Source organism: Sphingomonas sp. AC435 (genome assembly GCF_979253005.1).
The window spans coordinates 1-270 of record NZ_CEEDCJ010000045.1 but is presented as its reverse complement, the minus strand read 5'-3'; the positions used below and the strand labels follow the sequence as shown (position 1 = coordinate 270).

Genomic DNA, 270 nt, shown 5'->3' with positions numbered 1-270 from the left:
AGCGTCAGACCACCAGTGCCATCCGTGCGCTGCAGGCGTTACGCCCCGATGAGGCCACGCGCCTGCAGGGCGGCATCGAGCAACGAGTTGCCGTCAGTGCACTGAGCTTGGGCGACCAGGTACTGGTCAGGCCGGGCGAGCGATTTCCGGTCGACGGCAAAGTGCTCGAAGGCGACAGCCACGCCGACGAGGCACTGATCAGTGGTGAAAGCCTGCCGCAAGCCAAGGCACCGGGCGACTCGGTAACAGCCGGGGCGATCAACGGCGAGG

At 66.7% G+C, this 270-nt stretch carries 1 protein-coding gene; it reads left to right on the top strand.

Going from position 1 to position 270, the window contains the following annotated elements:
* Positions 1 to 270: P-type ATPase actuator domain-containing protein (locus tag AC0CH8_RS18885; RefSeq protein WP_465241198.1), on the top strand; the 270-nt coding region annotated here is incomplete at both ends.